The 15,593-nt window shown below is 46.9% G+C and carries 14 protein-coding genes; 12 read left to right on the top strand and 2 right to left on the bottom strand.

Annotated features, from left to right (window positions below; genetic code table 11):
• Window positions 1-79: 79 nt before the first annotated feature.
• The 11 genes from CAG68_RS06290 to nirD all read left to right on the top strand — a co-directional run bounded on the left by CAG68_RS06290 (window position 80) and on the right by nirD (window position 13,531).
• Window positions 80-514: a GNAT family N-acetyltransferase gene (locus CAG68_RS06290; protein ID WP_161440930.1), complete on the top strand. Its 435-nt coding sequence runs from the start codon at window positions 80-82 to the stop codon at window positions 512-514.
• Between the two features lie 292 nt (window positions 515-806).
• On the top strand, window positions 807-3,470 hold the full coding sequence (locus CAG68_RS06285; protein ID WP_161440929.1) for a molybdopterin-dependent oxidoreductase: 2,664 nt from the start codon (window positions 807-809) through the stop codon (window positions 3,468-3,470).
• 20 nt (window positions 3,471-3,490) lie between these two features.
• Window positions 3,491-4,396: a uroporphyrinogen-III C-methyltransferase gene (gene cobA / locus CAG68_RS06280; RefSeq protein WP_053349950.1), complete on the top strand. Its 906-nt coding sequence runs from the start codon at window positions 3,491-3,493 to the stop codon at window positions 4,394-4,396.
• Complete coding sequence (locus CAG68_RS06275; protein ID WP_053349949.1) at window positions 4,393-5,346, top strand: glycosyl transferase family protein; 954 nt, start codon at window positions 4,393-4,395, stop codon at window positions 5,344-5,346. The genes cobA and CAG68_RS06275 overlap by 4 nt, the downstream gene beginning before the upstream one ends.
• Window positions 5,347-5,575: 229 nt before the next feature.
• Window positions 5,576-6,493, top strand: a complete 918-nt coding sequence (locus CAG68_RS06270; RefSeq protein WP_161440928.1) for a dienelactone hydrolase family protein — start codon at window positions 5,576-5,578, stop codon at window positions 6,491-6,493.
• Window positions 6,494-6,566: 73 nt separating this feature from the next.
• Complete coding sequence (locus tag CAG68_RS06265) at window positions 6,567-7,148, top strand: ANTAR domain-containing protein (RefSeq protein WP_161440927.1); 582 nt, start codon at window positions 6,567-6,569, stop codon at window positions 7,146-7,148.
• A 265-nt stretch (window positions 7,149-7,413) separates the two neighbouring features.
• Window positions 7,414-8,778 (top strand): CmpA/NrtA family ABC transporter substrate-binding protein, encoded by a 1,365-nt coding sequence (locus CAG68_RS06260; protein WP_161440926.1) that lies wholly within the window; start codon window positions 7,414-7,416, stop codon window positions 8,776-8,778.
• A 73-nt stretch (window positions 8,779-8,851) separates the two neighbouring features.
• Complete coding sequence (locus CAG68_RS06255; protein ID WP_025609899.1) at window positions 8,852-9,817, top strand: ABC transporter permease; 966 nt, start codon at window positions 8,852-8,854, stop codon at window positions 9,815-9,817.
• An 11-nt stretch (window positions 9,818-9,828) separates the two neighbouring features.
• The gene (locus CAG68_RS06250) at window positions 9,829-10,665 is read left to right on the top strand and encodes an ABC transporter ATP-binding protein (RefSeq protein ID WP_005450080.1); all 837 of its coding nucleotides are present in this window, start codon (window positions 9,829-9,831) and stop codon (window positions 10,663-10,665) included.
• Between the two features lie 10 nt (window positions 10,666-10,675).
• The gene (nirB, locus tag CAG68_RS06245) at window positions 10,676-13,195 is read left to right on the top strand and encodes a nitrite reductase large subunit NirB (protein WP_161440925.1); all 2,520 of its coding nucleotides are present in this window, start codon (window positions 10,676-10,678) and stop codon (window positions 13,193-13,195) included.
• Window positions 13,196-13,531 carry a nitrite reductase small subunit NirD gene (gene nirD, locus CAG68_RS06240; RefSeq protein ID WP_053349946.1) on the top strand — a complete coding sequence of 112 codons (336 nt, stop codon included), beginning with the start codon at window positions 13,196-13,198 and terminating at the stop codon, window positions 13,529-13,531.
• 98 nt (window positions 13,532-13,629) lie between these two features.
• Here the strand turns inward: nirD and CAG68_RS06235 are convergent, their stop codons facing one another.
• Together CAG68_RS06235 and CAG68_RS06230 are read right to left on the bottom strand one after the other, a co-directional pair.
• Complete coding sequence (locus tag CAG68_RS06235; protein WP_053349945.1) at window positions 13,630-14,034, bottom strand: PPC domain-containing DNA-binding protein; 405 nt, start codon at window positions 14,032-14,034, stop codon at window positions 13,630-13,632.
• Between the two features lies 1 nt (window position 14,035).
• Window positions 14,036-14,611, bottom strand: a complete 576-nt coding sequence (locus CAG68_RS06230) for a TetR/AcrR family transcriptional regulator (protein WP_005375904.1) — start codon at window positions 14,609-14,611, stop codon at window positions 14,036-14,038.
• 284 nt (window positions 14,612-14,895) lie between these two features.
• Here CAG68_RS06230 and CAG68_RS06225 point away from each other — a divergent pair, with 284 nt between their 5' ends.
• A complete protein-coding gene (locus CAG68_RS06225) occupies window positions 14,896-15,510 on the top strand; it encodes a glutathione S-transferase family protein (RefSeq protein WP_053349944.1) in 615 nt (204 codons plus the stop codon).
• The last annotated feature ends 83 nt before the right edge of the window (window positions 15,511-15,593 follow it).

Here is a 15,593-nt window from a genome sequence, read left to right as displayed (position 1 = left end):
AATTGAGATGTTTGTGTCCCGTCATTTAGATGAGATTTAGGTATACTGCTGCCATTCATGTTAAAGAAGGAGTCATTGAATGGACATCTTGTGTGCGCAAAAAGAGGACTTATTTGCCATATATAAGCTCGAAAATACTTTATTTGGAGAACACGCCTATCCTCAATTTTTCTTTCGGCAAGCTTTTGATTGTTGGGGAGAGAGTTTACTGGTAGCAAAAGAGGGAGAGCAGGTAGCAGGGTATATATTGCTAACGACTAGCACAAATGCACATCAATATTGGATCATGTCATTGGCCGTCGATATTCAACATAGAGGTAAAGGTATTGCGCGTTCCCTCCTAGAAAACGTTATTGCGTCGTTGACGTTAGGCTCAAGCGTGAAATTGACTGTCGATCCTAAGAACCAACCTGCATTGTCTTTATACCTCTCCCTTGGCTTTAAAACGTTAGAAGAAGAAGCGCATTATTTTGGTGACGAAGAATCCAGGTTAGTTATGGAATTAGTAAAGTAATACTGCACGATAATGACCGAAATTTGCACACAATCAGTGCGTAGCATTACGTTGCTATAATTGGTTTTAAGCTAACCCTTTGTATGGTAAGGGTTTTTAATCTTGGCACCTCACTTGCTTTACATAAACGTTCATCGATAACTCGATGCGCCGCTCTTAATAGCAGGCGAGAGCGGTATAGGGTATTACTTTTTGAAAATGTACTAACAGCGTTAAAGGCATTGCTGCCTCTCTCGATTCGGGAGAGGCTTTTTTTTGCTAGTAAGTTGGGCTGAATCGCACTGGAGGTGTTATGTCGCAAGGATGCAAAAAAACCACTTGTCCCTATTGTGGTGTTGGATGTGGTGTCGAGGTCAATGCGAAAGGAATCGTTGGGGATGCGTGTCATCCTGCAAATGCGGGATCACTGTGCGTGAAGGGTGTCGCGCTGGCAGAGAGCTTGAATATGCCTTCGCGCTTGTTGTATCCAAAGCTTGTCACCAAGCAACGACCTCAAGGGCAAGAGGTGCAATGGCAACAAGCCACGGATCTGATTGCTGAAAAGATTCATCAAGCGAAAGCGGAGTTTGGACCGGATTCCATCGCGATGTACGTGTCAGGGCAGTTGTTAACGGAAGACTATTACGTCGCCAACAAACTCATGAAAGGCTATGTTGGCAGCGCAAACATCGATACGAACTCGCGTTTGTGTATGTCTTCGGCGGTTGCGGCTCATGTACGAGCATTTGGTGAAGATGTCGTTCCCGTCAATTACGACGATATTGATAAGACTGAGCTATTGATAATTTGCGGTGCTAATACCGCTTGGACGCATCCTGTTTTATTCCGACGTATTCAACAAGCGAGAGAAAGCAATCCTAACCTCAAGCTGGTGGTCATTGACCCGCGTGAAACGGTCACCGCGCAGCAAGCTGATTTGCATCTACCGATTAAAAATGATGGTGATGTGTCACTCTTCAATGGGCTGCTCAAGTTTCTTATTGAACAGCAATGCATTGATTCTGAATACATAAATTCTTATACCGACGGGTTTGATGCACTTAGAGAAGAAGTTTCTGATTTGCGTTACGATGTCACTAATTTGACGTCTTCCATTGGCATTTCAGAAGAAAAACTCACGACATTCTTCCAATGGTTTGCGCAAAGCCCAACCGCAATTACGTTGTTTTGCCAAGGGGTAAACCAAGCCGAAAATGGCGTCGACAAAGGCAATGCAATCATTAATGCACACTTGGCGACGGGTAAAATTGCCAAGTCAGGTTGTGGGCCGTTTTCTATTACAGGTCAGCCCAATGCGATGGGTGGGCGAGAAGTCGGTGGATTGGCAAACCAGTTAGCGGTTCATCGTGCTTTTGACGCAAAGTCTATAAAGCAAGTGCAGGCGTTTTGGGATTCACCAGAAATTGCCACTCAGCCCGGTTTAAAAGCTGTTGAACTGTTTGAGGCGGTAGAACGTGGTGAGATTAAAGTTCTCTGGATCATGGCAACCAATCCTGTTGTCTCTTTGCCAGATAACCAATTGGTAAAACGTGCACTAGAGATTTGTCCGTTTGTGATTGTTTCCGATATCACAGCGGATTCGGATGTAGCGCATTACGCGGACCTATTGCTACCCGCCGCTGGCTGGGGGGAGAAGCAAGGCATGGTGACCAATTCTGAGCGTCGACTTTCAAGGCAGCGCCAGTTTCAAACGCCTCCCGGTGAAGCAAAATCAGATTGGTGGGCGATAAGCCAAGTTGGGCAAGCTCTGTGTGCATTGGAAAAGACACAAAATGGCTTTGCGTTTACTTCTGAGCGGGTGGTATTCAGGGAATATGCCGCGATGACAGGCATGAATGCAGATTCGCCATTGAAGCTAGATCTTTCTCAATACGCCAACTTAACCGAGCAAGAATACGAAGAGTGGGTGCCGACACAATGGGGAGGAGAGCGCCCTTTTGCTGATGGCGTCTATTCACACCCAGATGGAAAAGCGCGTTTTGTCGTGACCAGTGAATCTCCAACGCGTTTAGAAAGAACAAAAGGCTGGTGGCTCAATACGGGCAGGCAACGCGACCAATGGCATACCATGACGCGCACAGGTCATATCGCACACCTTGCCGCCTCTGAGTTAGAACCAACCGTGTACATGAACACACTCTCCGCCACTCAAAATCGCTTAAAAGCAGGACAACTCACCAAGCTGTTTCAGCCTACTTCAAACACCGGTATTTATGCCAAAGTTGCCATTGATGAAGGTTTGGGTTTTCAAGAGCTGTTTATGTCAATGCACTGGGCAGGTCGATATGGCGGTGAAAGCAGTGTTAACGCGATAGTAAACAGCGCAAAAGACCCTATTTCTGGGCAACCTGCGTTTAAGTCGTCTTATGTTGAAGTGCAAGATGCGGCGGTAAAAACCTACGGTATGTTCATCGGTACACAGTTTGATTCCGGTAAGTTTCTCTACAGCGCATTTCAAGCAGAAAGTAATTTAGGCATCTGGCGCTTTGCACACGATAAGCGACCAAAGAAGCAGAGTTTTTGTCGAACGGAAAAGAGCCGCAGAATTACGATAGATATTGCCCAAGGTTGGCTAGCGGTGGATTACGACCTTGTTGGAGACGTTCGTATCATTCGCTCTGTTTTGGTGGTGTCTAGTGAACCGATTCAAACCGGCTACACGAACTTTACCGGCTTGATTGGCAAGCCGATGGAGCTATCGCAACTGCTTACCATCACTCAATCGCAAAGCAGTGCCAAACTGGTTTGTAGTTGTTTCCGCGTTACCGATAAACAAATACATGACGCGATGGAGAAACAAGACTGTACGTCAGTGACCCAACTTCAAAACAAACTCAAATGCGGTACTAACTGTGGCTCGTGCGTCTCTCAAATCAAACAAATGGTCGACAGCCATCAGCATCAAAAGGGCAAACAGCAAGCGAACCAGCAAAGTTTGGCTATTCAAATAAAGTAAGTCATAAAGAGGATAAGCACATGGAAGCGCCTTATCAAAAGTCTTGGTTTAAGAAAGGACAAGCGAGTCAGAAACAAGAACGCTCGTCTCGCTTTTCTAAGCATGATCAAGCAAGCAAACTGAACCAACTTTTAGAAGACCATTCACTAGACCTGGACGCGAACCACAAAGGTTTTGTCTCGATTGTCGGAGCAGGGCCGCACGATCCTGACTTGTTAACGGTAAAGGCTGTGAAAGCGATTATGTCGGCAGAGGTACTGTTGTACGACCGTTTGGTTAACAAAGATATTTTGGAGTTGGCTTCGCCACAAGCCGATTGGATTTACGTGGGCAAAAGATGCGGACAACCTAGTATTGGTCAGGAAGAAATTTGTGACTTGATGGTATCGCTCGCTCAACAAGGAAAGCGAGTTGTACGCTTAAAAGGGGGAGATCCTTTCGTATTTGGCCGTGGAGGCGAAGAAGCATTAGCGCTCGTCAAACACTCAATCGCGTACGAAGTCATTCCCGGCATTACCGCTGCGATTGGATGTTCAGCAAACAGCTTGATTCCGCTGACTCATCGTGGCGTTGCTCGCAGCGTTACCTTTGTGACGGGGCAAGTGGTTACAGGCGTATTTGAAGCGTGGAGCCAACTGATGCAAAGCGGACAAACGTTAGTCTTCTATATGGGGTTAGAAAAGTCATCGCAAATACAAACGGGTTTAATAGGCTCTGGTTTAAGAGCAGATTTCCCAGTCGCGATCATCACTCATGGTTGCAGCCCTCAACAACAAGTGCACGTTACACAACTCAATCAGCTCAATGATTTATCGATTACACTTAAAGGCGTGAGCCCAGCATTGATTGTAATGGGAGAAGTTGTCAAACTGCGCGAACAACTAATAGAAACCGTACAGTCAGTGACGGAATACGAGGGAATATGAGCAGCATTTTGGAATGTATTAGAACAGTCGGTCGTGGCGAACGTGGTAGAAAACCACTGAACTTTGACCAAGCGTTTCGAGTTATGGATGAATACCTAAACGGTGAGTGCGACGACGATCAGATGGCAATGCTGTTGATGCTGATCCGCGTACAGAACGAGACTCAACAAGAAATCGCTGGCTTTGTGAAAGCATTCCAATCCCGCATGCCAGCCATTGGTGCAGACATTGACTGGCCATGTTATGCAGGCAAACGTGAAGCGGCAGGTCAGCCTTGGCACCTGTTGGCAGCGAAGATCCTCGCCGATAATGGTCATAAGGTGCTGATGCATGGCTACCACGATCGTCAATCTGGTCGTTTACACGCAGAAGATTACCTCGACAAGTTTGCTATCAAGAAAGCGGAATCAGCAGAAGAAGCAAAGCGTGTCTTAGAAACGCAAAACATCGTGTATCTGCCGCTGAGTGCGTTTGCTCGTCAAGCAGAAACCATGATCGGTTGGAAGAATCGTTATGGGCTTAGAACGCCGATTAATACCGTGGTTCGTGCATTGAATCCGGGGCAGGCGACGGTTGGTATTCGTGGTAGCTTTCATCCCGGGTTTCAACAACTTCATGCTGAAGTCGAATTCGAGATTGGCAAAACCGCTCATGCCGTTGTGTCATTCAAAGGACAATCGGGTGAGTCCGAATACAACCCGAAAGTAAGCCAAACCGTATGGTTAAGCCAAACAAGCGGCGTGACATCGCACTACTGGACGGAGCAAATGCTGTCTGAGGTGCCAATGCCTGCGAACTGCCCGTTTGGGACGTCAGAAGATGACATGAACCAAATGGCGAATACGGTTCTCGCTACGATGACAGTGGTCTTGTTTGCACAAATGCATGACAGGGAAAAAGCATTCGAACGAGCTTTCTCTTACTGGCAAGCCTATTGCGGCCAGCAATAAGATACTATTGTCAATTAATGTAAAACCAACGACGCAAAGTTGTTGAATCTGAATCCATTATCTATTGTTTGAAGAAGGTAAAAGATCCTAGCTCGCCAATGATGTGTTTCACCACCTTGCTCCGTATCACAGTGGTGAAACCGCAGTTTTAGCCTCAATCGCGTTCGTTTTTAGCTTCGCGTTTGAGAATGAGAAAATCCCATATGGTAAGACACAGAGGACATGGATAATGGTTCTAAAGCATACCACTCCTAGTGAAAAGGCTTCTCATCCGATCCCGCAAGAAGCCTTCGATTGGTACGACGAATACGCCCACGGAAAAATCTCGCGCCGTGAGTTTCTGAATAAGTTGGGTGGCCTTGCTGTGCTTGGCTTTAGCATGACAGCACTGGTCGACGCGCTAACCCCGAATTACGCACTGGCAGAACAAGTTTCATTTAACGATCCTGACATCAAAGCAACTTACGAAACCTTTCCATCTCCAAATGGGCATGGAGAGGGGCGTGGTTATTTAGTGATGCCACAGAAGAAGACCTTAAAATCGCCGACTGTGTTGGTGATCCATGAAAACAGAGGTCTGAACCCTTATATCAAAGATGTCGCAAGACGACTTGCAAAGGACGGCTTTATTGCTTTCGCTCCAGACGCACTTTATCCACTCGGCGGCTATCCGGGGAACGACGATGAAGGTCGCGCCATGCAGAAAGAGATGGACAGAGCCAAGATCGAACAAGACTTTATTGCAGCGGCTAATTTCCTCAAACAATACGAGGGTGGCAACGGTAAATTGGGCGCGGTTGGATTTTGCTTCGGTGGATACATTGTCAATATGCTTGCAGCGGTAATGCCTGAAGAGCTCGATGCAGGTGTGCCTTTTTATGGAACACCAGCGGCACAAGAGATCCAAAAGCAAGTCAAAGGACCGTTGATGATTCATTTTGCAGGGCTCGATAAGCGTGTTAACGACACATGGCCTGCCTATGAGCAGCAGTTAATCGCGACCGACGCACAGTATCAAGCGTTAATGTATGAAAACGTCAACCACGGCTTCCATAACGACTCAACGGCACGCTACGCACCGGAAGAAGCAGCGCTCGCTTGGGAACGTACACTCGGCTTCTTCAAAGAACATCTCGCCTCTAGTTAAAACGCTTCAGCTTTAGTTGGCACATTCCTTGTTATGTCTCTCTTAGTGAGTGAGATATAAACAAGGAATGTGCATGACTCAATCAACGTCAAAAACACCCATCATAGTATGCTGTGATAGCCTCCAAGAGCAGGCTCGATTGTCCGGCTTATTGAGCAAAGATTACGACAACATCATCGGCTGCCAATTGGCACAACTAGAAACGTTAATGCAACGAGAACCGTCTGCATGCGTTATGGTTGGATGGCAGCAGCCAACGGCAGAACTGCGTTTGATCGTTGATTTCTGCCGCAGAAAATCGGCACCACTTCTTATCGTCTTAAAGCAGTTATCATCTAATGATATCAATCGTTTATCAGAAAAAATGGACTATGTGCTCATGCCGCACGATAGTGAATTTGCACTTCAACCTTGGATTGAGCATGCGGCATTAGTGAGAGCGAAATTCGAAAGTATGCAATCGGAAATTGAATCGCTGACCCACAAGATTGAAGAGCGCAAGCTGGTGGAAAAAGCCAAAGGTCTGCTGATGAAGATGCACAGCGTTGATGAAGATCAGGCTTATAAAGCGCTTAGAAATTCGGCCATGCAATCGAGCCAAACGCTCGCACAAGTTGCCAAGAATTTGATAACTACTTTGGAGGTGCTTGATTAGTCGTTCTACTACTTTGGGGTTAGGGTGCGTTTTCTAACGTGGTGCGTGTTGCACTATCAGCAAGCAATAACAGGAAATAACAAACGGCAAGATATACTAATCTATTGTATTTACTGTGAAAAATAAGTTGGCACAGTAATTGGATTAGAAGAATTGGGTTTATTGTTGAATCGCTTATCTCAATTATCAACGGCGGTAATTGTAGACTTAGCAACGGCGCTACTGCTCTTCGGAGTAGTGGCGCTTTTTTTATGGGAGCAAACCAATGAAATGGAGTTCTATGCTGAAAGTGTCAGCAATTTCGTTATCGATATTCACCACGGTCAGCGTAAAGGCAGAGTTGGGTGAACCAGAAATTGAAGACCTGAAGTTTGGTTTTATTAAGTTAACCGATATGGCACCGTTGGCAGTTGCTTATGAGAAAGGTTTTTTTGAAGACGAAGGCTTGTACGTCACTTTAGAAGCGCAAGCAAACTGGAAGGTGCTTTTAGACCGAGTCATCGACGGTGAGCTTGCTGGCGCGCACATGCTTGCTGGTCAGCCATTGGGCGCAACGATTGGTGTTGGCACAAAAGCAGAAGTGATTACTGCGTTCAGTATGGATTTGAACGGCAACGCAATCACGGTTTCCAATGATACTTGGGAACAGATGAAGCAGTACATTCCCAAACAACCAGATGGCAAACCTGTTCACCCAATCAAAGCGGATGCGCTGAAGCCTGTGGTCGACAGCTATCTGGATAAAGGCAAACCGTTCAACATGGGCATGGTGTTCCCTGTATCGACACACAACTATGAGTTGCGTTACTGGTTAGCGGCTGGCGGGATTCATCCAGGTTTTTATGCACCAGACTCAGGTGATAACAGTGGTCAATTGGATGCTGATGTTCTGTTGAGTGTTACACCGCCACCACAAATGCCAGCCACAATGGAAGCGGGCACGATCAAAGGGTACTGCGTAGGCGAACCATGGAATCAACAAGCCGTATTCAAAGGCATTGGTACGCCAGTCGTGACTGACTACGAAATCTGGAAGAACAACCCAGAGAAAGTGTTTGGTGTTTCCAAAGCTTGGGCTGAGAAGTATCCAAACACGCACATTCGTGTAGTGAAAGCCTTGATTCGAGCGGCACATTGGTTGGATGAAAACGACAATGCCAACCGCCAAGAAGCAGTGAAGATGTTATCAAAAAGTGAGTATGTTGGAGCGGATGCCGAAGTTATCGCCAATTCAATGACGGGCACGTTTGAATACGAGAAAGGCGACAAACGAGATGTGCCAGACTTCAACGTGTTCTTCCGTCATAACGCTACTTATCCGTATTACAGCGATGCGATTTGGTACCTGACTCAAATGCGTCGCTGGGGACAGATCTCAAGCGAGAAATCCGATGATTGGTACATGGATGTCGCAAAAGAGGTTTACCGTCCGGACATTTACCAACAAGCGGCTCAAGCGCTAATTGAAGATGGTGTGTTGAGCAAAAAAGACTTCCCAGATTTCAGTGCTGAAGATGGTTTTCGTGCGCCACAAACACACTTTATCGACAACATCGTTTATGACGGTCGCGAGCCAAATAAATATCTAGAGAAGTTCTCTATCGGGCTTAAAGGAAAAGACAAGGTTTAACCATAACGATAAACGCCACAGGCGAGGGGGATTCGCTTGTGGCAACAAGGATGTAAATTTCTTAGGAGTGAGTATGTCTAGTAATGTCATTTCCCTGTTTCCTGCTAAGCAGGTAGTGAACCGAAGTCGGCTGGTGCTTTTGCCCGTCATTGGCTTGCTGATCTTTTTGGCAATGTGGCACTTAGCAGCGAGAGAAGTGCAAACTTCATTAGGTACGCTACCGGGACCTGTGCAAACTTTTCAGCAGTTCAGCAACCTTGTCGATGACCATTGGCAAGAGCGAGAAAAGGAACAAGCGTTTATCGAACGTCAGGAAAAACGTAATGCTGCGAAGTTAGCGAAGAATCCAGACGCGGAAGTGAAGATTCGTCCCTACACAGGTAAACCGACGTTCTTCGACCAAATCATAACAAGCTTAGTGACCGTAACTGCGGGCTTTTTGCTGGCGACGGTTATCGCGATTCCGCTTGGCATCGTGCTTGGTCTGAATCAAGGGCTGTATCAAGCGTTCAACCCAATCATTCAACTGCTCAAGCCCGTATCACCTTTAGCTTGGCTGCCTATCGTCACTATGGTTGTAAGTGCCACTTATGTGAGTGATGACCCGATGTTTGCTAAGTCGTTCATTAACTCTCTGATCACAGTGGCGCTGTGTAGCTTATGGCCGACGCTGATTAATACCGCCGTGGGCGTAACGAGCGTTGATAAAGACTTGGTCAACGTGAGCAAAGTGCTTCAACTTTCGTGGTGGCAGCACATTCGCACCATCGTATTACCTTCTGCCATTCCAATGATCTTCACCGGTTTACGTCTCTCTTTAGGTATCGCTTGGATGGTGTTGATTGCGGCAGAAATGCTCGCTCAGAACCCAGGGTTAGGCAAGTTCGTTTGGGATGAATTCCAAAACGGCAGCTCGGCATCATTGGGTCGTATTATGGTCGCAGTCATCACCATCGGCTTTATCGGTTTGATGCTCGATAGAGGCATGTTGCAACTTCAAAAGTGGTTGTCTTGGAATAAACAACAAGCGTTGAGATAAGGGAAAAGATCATGGAAAAAGCATTATTAGATCTAACGCGATTAGGGATGCGATTCCCAACGCCAGATGGCGAGTTCATCGCGCTTAAGAACGTCGATTTACAAATAAATAAAGGCGAGTTTGTATCCCTAATTGGTCACTCTGGCTGTGGTAAATCAACGGTATTGAACTTAGTTGCAGGGCTGCACATGCCAACAGACGGCGGTGTGATCGTCGATGGACGAGAGGTGGCAGGACCGGGACCTGACCGCGCAGTGGTGTTCCAAAACCATTCGTTATTGCCTTGGCTCACCGTATATCAAAACGTTGAGCTCGCAGTAAAACAAATTGCTGGCAAAAAGGGCAAAGCGTGGATTCAGGAGCAAGTGAATCACTATTTGGAGTTGATTCAAATGCAGCATGCCGCGCACAAAAAGCCGGATGAAATCTCTGGGGGCATGAAGCAGCGAGTCGGAATTGCCAGAGCACTGGCACTTCAACCAAAGGTTCTACTGATGGATGAGCCATTTGGCGCGTTGGATGCGTTAACTCGTGCGCATTTGCAGGATGCACTGATGAAGATTCAAGCCGAGCTAAACAACACCGTCATCATGATTACCCACGACGTGGATGAAGCGGTGCTGCTATCCGACAAAATTGTGATGATGACTAACGGACCGGCGGCAACCATTGGAGAGGTGTTAGAAGTAAATCTACCGCGCCCTCGTGAGCGTGTAGCACTGGCGGATGATGCGCAGTATCAGAAGTGTCGACAAGCGGTGTTGAAGTTCCTTTACGAGAAGCAATCCAAAGTCGAGATTCCTGCTTCGAAAGAAGACAAACCCAAAACCGCAGCGCAAACGGCATAAGGAGGCAGCGATGAACAGTCCTTTAACGATCCCTGTAAAGAACGCATTGAGCCACATCGTTGTGGTAGGCAACGGTATGGTCGGGCAACACCTCGTCGAGCAATTAGTGCAGAAAAACGCGCATTTGGAGCACCGAATTACCGTGATTGGTGCAGAGCGTTTTATCGCGTATGACCGTGTACAGTTGTCCTCTTTGTTTGCGGGTAAGTCTCATGATGATTTGATGCTGAGTAACCAAGAATGGTACGACATGCATGGCATCCAACTCGTACTTGGCAGCCAAGTAACAGGCATCGACAGAGAGCAAAAGCGCATTCTGCTTGATGGTGAAGATGTGATGGGTTACGACCAACTTGTGCTCGCTACTGGTTCGTACCCATTTGTGCCGCCAATTGAAGGTAAAGACCGCGACAACGTGTTTGTCTACCGCACGCTTGATGATCTTTCACAAATCAAAAAGGCATGTGAAGGTGCAAGAACAGGCGCAGTGATTGGCGGTGGCTTGTTGGGTTTAGAAGCGGCAAACGCACTCAAACTATTGGGGCTAGAAACTCACGTTATTGAATTTGCGCCTCGCCTGATGCCCGTGCAATTAGATGATGGTGCAGGCTTGGTGCTAAAAGAGAAGATTGAAGCGCTAGGGCTAACCGTTCACACCTCAACGGGTACGGAACGAATCTGCGATGGTGAAACGGCTAAGCATCGTATGGTGTTTAAAGACAAAGATCCTCTCGAAGTGGATGTGATTGTCTTCTCCGCAGGCATTCGTCCTCAAGATGAGTTGGCAAGGTTGGCTGAGCTAGAAATAGGCGAGCGAGGCGGCATTGTGATTAATAACCAATGCCAAACCAGCGATGAGAACATTTACGCGATTGGCGAATGTGCCCTTTGGGAGCAGAAGATCTTTGGTTTGGTCGCTCCCGGTTACACCATGGCGAGAACCACTGCCGATGTCTTGACTGGTATGCCGAGCGAAGGTTTTAAAGGTGCAGACATGAGCACCAAGCTCAAGCTACTTGGGGTGGATGTGGCGTCTATCGGCGATGTACAAATGCAAACCGAAGGCGCACAGGAAATGGTGTTGCAAGATGCGGTTGCAGGCATCTACAAAAAGCTGGTGGTTGATGCGAGCGGCACCCAACTGCTTGGTGCGATTCTCGTTGGTGACAACAGTGACTACGATGCGCTCTTACAGTGTTATTTGAACAAAACGGTTCTACCAGACCACGCCGCGAACCTGTTGTTTGATACCGGAATGCTTGATGGAGAGATGCCAGACAGCGCCATCATCTGTTCTTGTCACAACGTCACAAAAGGCGACTTAGTTGCCGAGATTCAAGCTGGCACCACCAACCTTACGGACCTTAAAGCGAACACCAAAGCCGGTACTGGCTGTGGTGGCTGTAGCAATATGGTGAAGTCGGTATTGGATACTCAACTGGCAGCCATGGGGGTAGAGGTTAACAACCACCTTTGTGAGCACTTTGAGTTAAGTCGCCAAGAGATGTTCCATATTTGCCAAGTGGAACAAATCAAAGACTTCGACACCTTAATTGCACTGCATGGCAAAGGGCATGGGTGTGATATCTGTAAGCCGACAGCAGCATCTGTGTTTGCTTCTTTGTGGAATGAACACATCATGGAGCCTCAACATCAATCTCTGCAAGATTCTAACGATGCCTTTATGGCAAACCTGCAAAAAGATGGCTCTTACTCGATTGTGCCTCGTGTTCCGGGCGGTGAAATCACACCAGACAAACTTATCGTGCTAGGCGAAGTTGCTCAGCAATACGATCTGTACACCAAGATCACAGGCGGTCAGCGCGTGGATTTATTTGGTGCCCAGTTAGAACAGCTTCCTGAAATCTGGCAAACCTTGATTGATGCTGGTTTTGAAACAGGGCACGCCTACGGCAAATCGGTGCGCACCGTGAAATCTTGCGTTGGTTCTACGTGGTGTCGCTATGGTGTTGATGACTCGGTCGGATTAGCCATTGAGTTAGAGAACCGATACAAAGGATTGCGAGCGCCCCATAAGCTTAAGTTTGCCGTATCGGGCTGTACTCGCGAGTGCGCAGAAGCGCAAAGTAAGGACATTGGGGTGATCGCCACTGAAAACGGCTGGAATCTATACGTTTGCGGTAATGGAGGCATGAGACCAAGACACGCAGATTTGTTTGCATCCGACTTATCCAAATCAGAGTTGATCACCATGATCGACCGAGTATTGATGTTCTACGTCAGCACCGCAGATCGCTTGCAGCGTACGTCAGTGTGGATGGAGAACATGGAAGGGGGCTTAGATTACCTTAAGCAAGTGATTTTGGATGACTCTCTCAACCTATGTGACGCTTTGGATGAACAAATGGCACGAGTCGTAGATACCTATCAGTGTGAGTGGAAGAGTACGTTGGATAGTCCACAGAAACTGCAACGCTTCCGTCCTTTCTTGAACAGCACGTCGGGCAGCAAAGTCTTGCCGTACCAACGTGTGCGCGGTCAGCGTATTCCATTGAAACAGGAGGTGTAAATGGCAGCTTTAACCAAAGTGAAATTGTGTCAGCTTGATGACCTAATGCCGTTCATCGGTGCCACGGTGTTGATTGAAGGCGAGCATGTCGCGTTGTTCTACATTCCTGATAGCGGTGTTTACGCCGTTCAAGATTGGGATCCAATTGGTAAGGCTTATGTGATGAGTCGAGGGATTGTCGGTGATATTGATGGTGAGATGTGTGTTGCATCACCACTGTATAAACAGCACTTCAGTTTAAAGAGCGGGCAGTGTTTAGAAGACGATGCGCACTGTCTAAAAACGTGGCAAGTAATGGTCGACGATAATCAGGTTTGTTATTTAGTCGAAGAGTGATCTCCGAAGTTAGCTTGCTCGATATGAGTGAATTCTTCGCGTGAGAGACATGCGAATAAAGCTCCAGATACACCACAGTATGGTTCTGGAGCTTTTTACTATTTGGAAGGATTCACTTGTAGTTCGGTATAGCCAGTCGAGTCGTCCATCGCTCTAGTGAACTCAAGTTCTGAGTAAGAATGGATGATCAATTCTGCGGTAGTATCAATCACTGTGCCTTCCAGCAAATGCCCACCGCAAACTAGTCCATCACGATCAGACACCGAGATATGAACGTGCTGATGCTCAGGCGTTAGTGTTCCCATCACAGAGACGATTTCAAATGGCTCTTGTTTGGTTAACGTACTCTCTGCACCTGCCAAACGAAGGTTGAGGTTAGAGATACAGCCAACGCATGAGGCAATCGAGCCTGCTTTGATACCATGCTGCTCGACCAATTTCGCTAGGCTCAGCTTTAAGTCCATGCCTTTGGTAAGACGTACTGCTATCACTTCAATCGACATGTCACTTCCTAATCAAAACCAGCAAGCAGGAAAGCGCGGTATCCAAGTCGGCATAACGTTTGGCTTTGCCAAGTACGCGCATACCTTGCATGTTGTTGAGAACAAAACGAGCGAGCTCTTCTGGTTTCAGCGTTTTCGGCACTAAGGTTTCTTTTTGCGCATTGGTCAGCGCATCCGCAATGATGTCGATAAGATGGTCAAACAAAAAATGCCCTTTACGCAGTACGTCATCGTCTTCACCAGCGTGCTCAATCAACGCATTTTGGATAAAACACCCACAGTTGCGTTTGCGTTGCAGTTCAGCAAAAGATTTAAGGAACGATTCCAACTCAGGTAAAGACGCATCGTCTTTTTCCAAATCATTCAGTGACGGTAGCGAGACCTTTTTTAAGTAAGTATCGAGCGCTTCGTAGTAGAGCTGTTGCTTGTCACCATAGGTGTTGTAAAGACTGAAGCGGTTGATGTTCAACTCGTCGGTGAGATCCGAGATAGACGTGTTCGCAAAGCCCTTGCGCCAAAACACATCCATAGCCACGAGAAGCTTTTCATCTCGGTCGAAGTTGGCTTTTCTTGCCATAAATTACCTGCCTGGGTCTGCTTATCGGGTAATTAAATTGCTTTGGAGGGATGGTACAGAGAACCTCTAGCGCTCGAACTGAACCAATATGATGAATACCCATCTATCCTTGGGTATCAGCCTCCAAATTCATGTGAACTCACAAACGGCATCAAAAATCTCGCTCAGCAAACAGACCCACAACTGTTTGAAAATTTTTGATAGTGAAGTTCTTGACTGATCGTTTATAAACTGGCTACAGTATATCCTAACCAATCGGTTAGAAAAAGATAAAAGGATGTGAAATGAAGCTCTATGAAACCGCAATGACTCCAAGTTGTAAGCGAGTTAGCATTTTTCTAAAGGAAATCGGTGGCGAGGTTGAGCGAATTGCGCTGAACGTTCGTGAGGGCGATAACCTATCTGAACCGTTTAAATCGAAAAGCGTGAACGGCAAAGTGCCTTTGCTCGAACTGGATGATGGTACGACGATCTGTGAAAGTGTGGCGATTTGTCGCTACCTAGATGAAGCGTTTGAAAATGATCTGGCGCTGTTTGGTGCTAACCAGCTCGAACGTGCTCAGGTGGAAATGTGGCATCGTGTGGTGGAGTTCCAAGGACTAAATGCGGCATTTCAGGCGTTTCGAAACATGACCGGAGTTTATGGAGACAGAGAACGTTGCGTTGAAGCATGGGGCGAAGAATCAAAACAACGCGTCTACGAATTTCTGCCTGTCTTAGACAAGCGCCTTGAACATAATGATTTTATCGCCGTAGACCATTTTACTATCGTCGATATAACAGGCTTTATTTTGATCAGTTTCGCAATTAAAGGCCTAGAAATTGATGTGCTATCGACGTCGCCAAGCATTGCTCGATGGTATAACCAAATTTTAGCTAGACCTGCATTTCAGAGTTAATGTATTGCAGCGAGTGGATGATAGCTCGCTGCTACCACCTTACAGGTTCTTAACTCAGCAGGATATTCAAATTTTTTCAGATT

Source organism: Vibrio sp. V42_P2S4T144, assembly GCF_009904715.1.
Lineage (GTDB): Bacteria > Pseudomonadota > Gammaproteobacteria > Enterobacterales > Vibrionaceae > Vibrio > Vibrio alginolyticus.
The sequence above is the reverse complement of the archived record's forward strand: the minus strand, read 5'-3'. Positions and strand labels throughout refer to the sequence as shown.

Bases quoted from the DNA above. Each gene is read 5' to 3' on its own strand.
- CAG68_RS06290 (WP_161440930.1), top strand. From the start codon at position 80: ATGGACATCTTGTGTGCGCAAAAAGAGGACTTATTTGCCATATATAAG.
- CAG68_RS06285 (WP_161440929.1), top strand. From the start codon at position 807: ATGTCGCAAGGATGCAAAAAAACCACTTGTCCCTATTGTGGTGTTGGA.
- cobA (WP_053349950.1), top strand. From the start codon at position 3,491: ATGGAAGCGCCTTATCAAAAGTCTTGGTTTAAGAAAGGACAAGCGAGT.
- CAG68_RS06275 (WP_053349949.1), top strand. From the start codon at position 4,393: ATGAGCAGCATTTTGGAATGTATTAGAACAGTCGGTCGTGGCGAACGT.
- CAG68_RS06270 (WP_161440928.1), top strand. From the start codon at position 5,576: ATGGTTCTAAAGCATACCACTCCTAGTGAAAAGGCTTCTCATCCGATC.
- CAG68_RS06265 (WP_161440927.1), top strand. From the start codon at position 6,567: ATGACTCAATCAACGTCAAAAACACCCATCATAGTATGCTGTGATAGC.
- CAG68_RS06260 (WP_161440926.1), top strand. From the start codon at position 7,414: ATGAAATGGAGTTCTATGCTGAAAGTGTCAGCAATTTCGTTATCGATA.
- CAG68_RS06255 (WP_025609899.1), top strand. From the start codon at position 8,852: ATGTCTAGTAATGTCATTTCCCTGTTTCCTGCTAAGCAGGTAGTGAAC.
- CAG68_RS06250 (WP_005450080.1), top strand. From the start codon at position 9,829: ATGGAAAAAGCATTATTAGATCTAACGCGATTAGGGATGCGATTCCCA.
- nirB (WP_161440925.1), top strand. From the start codon at position 10,676: ATGAACAGTCCTTTAACGATCCCTGTAAAGAACGCATTGAGCCACATC.
- nirD (WP_053349946.1), top strand. From the start codon at position 13,196: ATGGCAGCTTTAACCAAAGTGAAATTGTGTCAGCTTGATGACCTAATG.
- CAG68_RS06235 (WP_053349945.1), bottom strand. From the start codon at position 14,034: ATGTCGATTGAAGTGATAGCAGTACGTCTTACCAAAGGCATGGACTTA.
- CAG68_RS06230 (WP_005375904.1), bottom strand. From the start codon at position 14,611: ATGGCAAGAAAAGCCAACTTCGACCGAGATGAAAAGCTTCTCGTGGCT.
- CAG68_RS06225 (WP_053349944.1), top strand. From the start codon at position 14,896: ATGAAGCTCTATGAAACCGCAATGACTCCAAGTTGTAAGCGAGTTAGC.